Annotated in this window: 3 protein-coding genes and 2 rRNA genes (1 of these 5 running past the window's edge); 1 reads left to right on the forward strand and 4 read right to left on the reverse strand. The window is 66.4% G+C overall.

Annotated features, from left to right (window positions below; genetic code table 11):
- Positions 1-66 precede the first annotated feature (66 nt).
- Positions 67-1,335 carry a DUF1015 domain-containing protein gene (locus tag M2266_RS08190; protein ID WP_277437565.1) on the forward strand — a complete coding sequence of 423 codons (1,269 nt, stop codon included), beginning with the start codon at positions 67-69 and terminating at the stop codon, positions 1,333-1,335.
- Positions 1,336-1,412: 77 nt separating this feature from the next.
- Here M2266_RS08190 and M2266_RS08195 read toward each other — a convergent pair whose 3' ends face one another.
- The 4 genes from M2266_RS08195 to M2266_RS08210 form a co-directional block, all read right to left on the reverse strand.
- Positions 1,413-2,312, reverse strand: a complete 900-nt coding sequence (locus tag M2266_RS08195; protein WP_277441106.1) for a hypothetical protein — start codon at positions 2,310-2,312, stop codon at positions 1,413-1,415.
- Complete coding sequence (locus M2266_RS32300) at positions 2,252-3,649, reverse strand: hypothetical protein (protein ID WP_346780967.1); 1,398 nt, start codon at positions 3,647-3,649, stop codon at positions 2,252-2,254. The genes M2266_RS08195 and M2266_RS32300 overlap by 61 nt, the downstream gene beginning before the upstream one ends.
- Positions 3,650-3,924: 275 nt before the next feature.
- Positions 3,925-4,041 (reverse strand): 5S ribosomal RNA (gene rrf / locus M2266_RS08205).
- A gap of 139 nt (positions 4,042-4,180) precedes the next feature.
- Positions 4,181-7,267, reverse strand: a 23S ribosomal RNA gene (locus M2266_RS08210); it runs 36 nt beyond the window's last position.

A 7,267-nucleotide genomic window follows, 5' to 3' on the forward strand; every position in this document is an offset into this window, starting at 1 on the left:
CGCTCCTCGTATGTCGTCAGTCACCTTGATCATCGCCCATCGGCGCGGGCGACGTAGCATGCGCTGATGACCACTTCAGGACCCGCCCCCCACGGCTTGCGCCTCGCCCCCTTCCGCGGGCTCCGCTACGTGCCGGAGAGGGTGGGCAGCCTGGCCGCGGTCACCTCGCCCCCGTACGACGTCGTGGTCAGGCCGGACGGGCAGCGTCATCTCGAGACCGCCGACCCGCACAACGTCGTCCGTCTCATCCTGCCCCACAACGCCGATCCCACCAGCCGCCACCGGCAGGCCGCGACGGCCCTCGAGCTGTGGCAGCGCGAGGGCGTCCTCGCCCCCGACCCGGAACCGGGGCTGTACCTGTACGAGCAGCGTGACGGCGACCATCTGCAGCGCGGTCTGATCGGCGTCCTGGGACTCACCCCGCCTGCGGAGCGGATCGTGCTCCCGCACGAGGACGTCATGCCGGGCCCGGTGGCCGACCGCGCCGCCCTGATGCGCGCGACCGGCGCCAACCTCGAACCGCTGCTGCTCGCCTACCAGGGCGGCGGCTCCACCGCGGAGATCGTCGACCGCACGGCGAGCACGGAACCGCTGCTCGCCACCACCACCGAGGACGGCATCCACCACAGGCTGTGGTCGATCACCGATCCCGGGACCATCACCGCGATCGACGCCGACCTGGCGCCCCGCCAGGCCCTCATCGCCGACGGCCACCACCGCTGGGCGACCTACCTGCGGCTGCAAGCCGAGCAGGCCGGGCCGAGCCCCTGGGACCGCGGCCTGGTGCTCCTCGTCGACACCGCCCACTACCCGCTGCGGGTCCGCGCCATCCACCGGGTGCTCCCGCGGCTCCCGGTCGGCGCGGCCGTCGAGACCGCGCGGCACGCCTTCCGCGTACGGGACGTCGACGGGCCGCTGCCGGAGGCGTTGGGCGTGTTGGCGGAGGCCGCGGCGGAGGGCAACGCCTTCCTGCTCGCGGGCGACGGCCGGTTCCGGCTGCTCGACCGGCCGGATCCCGCGCACCTCGAGCGCTCCGTCCCGCACGACCGGCCGCGGGAATGGCGGCAGCTCGACGCGACGGTCCTGCACAGCCTGCTCCTCGACGACGTCTGGCGGGTGCCCGACGTCCCCGAGCACATCACCTACCTGCACACGTCGGAGTCGGCCGTCGAACAGGCGGAGCGGCACGGCGGCACCGCGGTTCTGATGCACCCCGTGGACGAGGCCGTGGTCCGCCGGCTGGCCCGTCAGGGCGTCACGATGCCCCGCAAGTCCACGTCCTTCGGGCCGAAACCGGCCACCGGACTGGTCATGCGCAACCTCGAACTGGGCTGAGCGGGCACTTCACACGCAAAGAGGCGGCACCCGCGGATGTCCGCGGGTGCCGCCTCTTTATGCAAGGGTGCGCGTGCTCAGGCCCTGGTGCTGCCCGTACCGGGCTCCTTGAACGGCGAGTCCAGGAACGACGCCGGGTCGGCCTCGTCCGTGATGTCGACCTCGGCCTCGGCGATCACGACGTCGTCCTCGTCGTCATCGTCATCGTCCTCGTCCGTGTCGGCGTCCTCGGCGTCCTCGGCGTCCTGCGCGTCGGCCGGGGCGGCGGACTTCGCCGGGCCGTGCTCCGCGTGCTCCTCGCCCAGGGCGTCCACGAACTCGACACCGTCCAGCTCGGCGAGCCGGTCGGAGGCGTCGGTGCTGCCGCTCTGGTCGGCCTCGGCCGCCTTGGCGAACCACTCACGCGCCTCGGCCTTGCGGTCGACGGCGAGCAGCGCGTCGGCGTAGGCGTACCGCAGCCGCGCCGTCCACGGGTTCATGCCGTGGGCCGCCAGCTCGGGACCCTGCAGCGTCACCACCGCGGCCTCGGGCTGGCCCATGTCCTGCCGGGCGCCCGCGGCGACGAGCCGCATCTCGACCTGGCCGGCCTTGTCCAGCTTCTGCACCTCCGGCGCACCCGCCATCGCCAGCGCGCGCTCCGGGCGGCCCATGCCGCGCTCGCAGTCCGCCATGACCGGCCACAGGTCCACGGAACCCGTCATCCGCTTCGTGGCGCGGAACTCCGCGAGCGCCTCGCCGTAGCGGGCGGTCGCGTACGAGGCGAAGCCCGCGGCCTCGCGGACGGCGGCGACGCGCGAGGCGAGCCGCAGGGCGATCCTGGAGTACTCGTAGGCCGCCTCCGGGTCCTCGTCCAGCAGCTGGGCCACCATGACCAGGTTGCGCGCCACGTCGTCGGCGAGCGTCTTCGGCAGGCTCATCAGCTCCTGGCGCACGCTCGGGTCGATCTCCTGGCCCGTGACCTCGTCCGGGATCGGCAGCCGCTTGACCGGCTCCCGCTCCTCACGGCGGTCCTCGCGCCCGGCGCTCTCGAACCGTCCACGGCTGTCGTCCGCCGGCCGACGGCTCTGGCCGCGGTCGTCGTCGCGGCGCGGCCCACGCGGGGGCGCGTCACGACGATCGTCCTGACGCGGGCCGCGCGGCGGCCCGTCACGACGGTCCTCACGGGGACGGTCGCTGCTCGGGCGGTCACTGGTCGGGCGGTCACTGCTCGGGCGGCCGCCGGCCGGACGCTCGTAACGCGGCCGGTCGTCGCGGGGACGCTCGTCCCGGCGGTCGTCACGGGGGCGGTCGCTGCTGGGACGGTCGTACCGGGGGCGGTCGCCCTGGGGGCGGTCGTCGCGGCGGAAGCTGCCGCCACGGTCGTCCTGACGCGGGCCGCGCGGCGGGCCGTCACGGCGGTCGCTCTGCGGGCGGTCACCGCTGGGCCGGTCGTAGCGCGGACGGTCACCCTGCGGGCGGTCGTCACGACGGAAGCCGCCACGGTCACCGCTCGGGGGGCCGGAACGCGGGCGGTCGCCCTGGGGGCGGTCGTCGCGACGGAAGCTGCCGCCACGGTCGTCCTGACGCGGGCCGCGCGGCGGGCCGTCACGGCGGTCGCTCTGCGGGCGGTCACCGCTGGGGCGGTCGTAGCGCGGACGGTCACCCTGGGGGCGGTCGTCGCGGCGGAAGCCGCCACGGTCACCGCTGGGGGGGCCGGAACGCGGGCGGTCACCCTGCGGGCGGTCATCACGACGGAAACTGCCACCACGGTCGTCGCGGCGGAAGCTGCCGCCACGGTCGTCCTGACGCGGGCCGCGCGGCGGGCCGTCACGGCGGTCGCTCTGCGGGCGGTCACCGCTGGGCCGGTCGAAGCGCGGACGGTCACCCTGCGGACGGTCGTCGCGACGGAAGCCGCCACGGTCACCGCTCGGGGGGCCGGAACGCGGGCGGTCACCCTGCGGGCGGTCATCACGACGGAAACTGCCACCACGGTCGTCGCGGCGGAAGCTGCCGCCACGGTCGTCCTGACGCGGGCCGCGCGGCGGGCCGTCACGGCGGTCACCGCTCGGGGCGCCGAAGCGCGGACGGTCACCCTGCGGACGGTCATCACGACGGAAGCCGCCACGGTCACCGCTCGGGGGGCCGGAACGCGGACGGTCACCCTGCGGGCGGTCATCACGACGGAAACTGCCACCACGGTCATCACGACGGAAGCCGCCGCGGTCGCCGCTCGGGCGGTCCGTACGCGGACGGTCTTCACCCGGACGGTCCGAACGGGGGCGATCAGAGCTCGGACGGTCAGAACTCGGACGGTCGGTGCGGGGTCGGTCGTCACGACGGTCATCCCGGCGGAAACCGCCGGCCCGGTCACCATCGCGGCGCGGGCCGCCGGTGCGGAAACCGCCCCGGTCGCCACCGCTCTGTCGCGGCTCCCGGCGCTCAGGCCGATCCGACCGATCCTCGGGCGAGTTGGACATCGTCGTAACTCCTTGGTTCGTGCTGCTGTAGTGCCAGTCTCTCGTACCTGCCGAGCGACCGCGCACCGGTGGGGCAAAACAAAAAGACCCTCGGTCCCAGCGCAGAGGCCGGGACCGAGGGTCCATAAAGATTGTTCGGCGGCGTCCTACTCTCCCACAGGGTCCCCCCTGCAGTACCATCGGCGCTGAAAGGCTTAGCTTCCGGGTTCGGAATGTAACCGGGCGTTTCCCTAACGCTATGACCACCGAAACACTATCGGGCCATCCCGCTGAACGGGATTATTGACAGTGCCAAGCGAACAAGCACACTTTTCAATTTAAGCGGTACTGGTTCAACCGGAGCGACTGTTCGCAACCCGGGAACCAAACAGTGGACGCGAGCAAAATAGTTAGACAAGCCCTCGGCCTATTAGTACCAGTCAGCTCCACCCGTTACCGGGCTTCCACATCTGGCCTATCAACCCAGTCGTCTACTGGGAGCCTTAACCCCTCAAAGGGGGTGGGAATACTCATCTCGAAGCAGGCTTCCCGCTTAGATGCTTTCAGCGGTTATCCTTTCCGAACGTAGCCAACCAGCCATGCCCTTGGCAGGACAACTGGCACACCAGAGGTTCGTCCGTCCCGGTCCTCTCGTACTAGGGACAGCCCTTCTCAATATTCCTACGCGCGCAGCGGATAGGGACCGAACTGTCTCACGACGTTCTAAACCCAGCTCGCGTACCGCTTTAATGGGCGAACAGCCCAACCCTTGGGACCGACTCCAGCCCCAGGATGCGACGAGCCGACATCGAGGTGCCAAACCATCCCGTCGATATGGACTCTTGGGGAAGATCAGCCTGTTATCCCCGGGGTACCTTTTATCCGTTGAGCGACGGCGCTTCCACAAGCCACCGCCGGATCACTAGTCCCGACTTTCGTCCCTGCTCGACCCGTCAGTCTCACAGTCAAGCTCCCTTGTGCACTTACACTCAACACCTGATTGCCAACCAGGCTGAGGGAACCTTTGGGCGCCTCCGTTACTCTTTAGGAGGCAACCGCCCCAGTTAAACTACCCACCAGACACTGTCCCTGATCCGGATCACGGACCGAGGTTAGACATCCAGCACGACCAGAGTGGTATTTCAACGACGACTCCACCATGGCTGGCGCCATGACTTCACAGTCTCCCACCTATCCTACACAAGCCGAACCGAACACCAATATCAAGCTATAGTAAAGGTCCCGGGGTCTTTCCGTCCTGCTGCGCGAAACGAGCATCTTTACTCGTAGTGCAATTTCACCGGGCCTATGGTTGAGACAGTCGAGAAGTCGTTACGCCATTCGTGCAGGTCGGAACTTACCCGACAAGGAATTTCGCTACCTTAGGATGGTTATAGTTACCACCGCCGTTTACTGGCGCTTAAGTTCTCAGCTTCGCCACACCGAAATGTGACTAACCGGTCCCCTTAACGTTCCAGCACCGGGCAGGCGTCAGTCCGTATACATCGCCTTACGGCTTCGCACGGACCTGTGTTTTTAGTAAACAGTCGCTTCTCGCTGGTCTCTGCGGCCACCCCCAGCTCAGGAAGCAAGTTCCCTCACCAGTTGTGGCCCCCCTTCTCCCGAAGTTACGGGGGCATTTTGCCGAGTTCCTTAACCATAGTTCACCCGAACGCCTCGGTATTCTCTACCTGACCACCTGAGTCGGTTTAGGGTACGGGCCGCCATGAAACTCGCTAGAGGCTTTTCTCGACAGCATAGGATCATCCACTTCACCACAATCGGCTCGGCATCAGGTCTCAGACTTAATGTGTGACGGATTTGCCTATCACACGCCCTACACCCTTACCCCGGGACAACCACCGCCCGGGCTGGACTACCTTCCTGCGTCACCCCATCGCTTACCTACTACCACCTTGGACCGGCGGCTCCACCACTCCCCTTTGCCCGAAGGCTCCAGGACGGCTTCACGGCCTTAGCATCAGAGGGTTCGATACTGGGCGTTTCAAAGCGGGTACCGGAATATCAACCGGTTGTCCATCGACTACGCCTGTCGGCCTCGCCTTAGGTCCCGACTTACCCTGGGCAGATCAGCTTGACCCAGGAACCCTTAGTCAATCGGCGCACACGTTTCCCACGTGTGTATCGCTACTCATGCCTGCATTCTCACTCGTGTACCGTCCACGACTGGCTTCCGCCGCCGCTTCACCCGGCACACGACGCTCCCCTACCCATCCCCGCACCCGTTAGGGCTTCACACGGGAATGACACGACTTCGGCGGTACGCTTGAGCCCCGCTACATTGTCGGCGCGGAATCACTTGACCAGTGAGCTATTACGCACTCTTTCAAGGATGGCTGCTTCTAAGCCAACCTCCTGGTTGTCTCTGCGACTCCACATCCTTTCCCACTTAGCGTACGCTTAGGGGCCTTAGTCGATGCTCTGGGCTGTTTCCCTCTCGACCATGGAGCTTATCCCCCACAGTCTCACTGCCGCGCTCTCACTTACCGGCATTCGGAGTTTGGCTAAGGTCAGTAACCCGGTAGGGCCCATCGCCTATCCAGTGCTCTACCTCCGGCAAGAAACACGCGACGCTGCACCTAAATGCATTTCGGGGAGAACCAGCTATCACGGAGTTTGATTGGCCTTTCACCCCTAACCACAGGTCATCCCCCAGGTTTTCAACCCTGGTGGGTTCGGTCCTCCACGAAGTCTTACCTCCGCTTCAACCTGCCCATGGCTAGATCACTCCGCTTCGGGTCTTGGGCGCGCGACTCATTCGCCCTATTCGGACTCGCTTTCGCTACGGCTACCCCACACGGGTTAACCTCGCCACACACCGCAAACTCGCAGGCTCATTCTTCAAAAGGCACGCAGTCACGAGACGCTAGCAAGCTAACGTCCGACGCTCCCACGGCTTGTAGGCACACGGTTTCAGGTACTATTTCACTCCGCTCCCGCGGTACTTTTCACCATTCCCTCACGGTACTATCCGCTATCGGTCACCAGGGAATATTTAGGCTTAGCGGGTGGTCCCGCCAGATTCACACGGGATTTCTCGGGCCCCGTGCTACTTGGGTGTCGTACAAGCAAGCCGTACAGATTTCAGCTACGGGGGTCTTACCCTCTACGCCGGACCTTTCGCATGTCCTTCGCCTATCCATACGGTTTTTGACTCGCCTCATCGCCGGCAGACGATGAAAGTACGATCCCACAACCCCGCATGCGCAACCCCTGCCGGGTATCACACGCATACGGTTTGGCCTCATCCGGTTTCGCTCGCCACTACTCCCGGAATCACGGTTGTTTTCTCTTCCTGCGGGTACTGAGATGTTTCACTTCCCCGCGTTCCCTCCACATACCCTATGTGTTCAGGTATGGGTGACAGCCCATGACGACTGCCGGGTTTCCCCATTCGGACACCCCCGGATCACAGCTCAGTTGACAGCTCCCCGGGGCCTATCGCGGCCTCTCGCGTCCTTCATCGGTTCCTGGTG

It is taken from the genome of Streptomyces sp. SPB162, from assembly GCF_029504575.1.
Taxonomy (GTDB): Bacteria; Actinomycetota; Actinomycetes; order Streptomycetales; family Streptomycetaceae; genus Actinacidiphila.

What these genes read in the sequence shown, in the direction of transcription:
- M2266_RS08190 (WP_277437565.1), top strand. Translation starts at nt 67, where the DNA reads ATGACCACTTCAGGACCCGCCCCCCACGGCTTGCGCCTCGCCCCCTTC.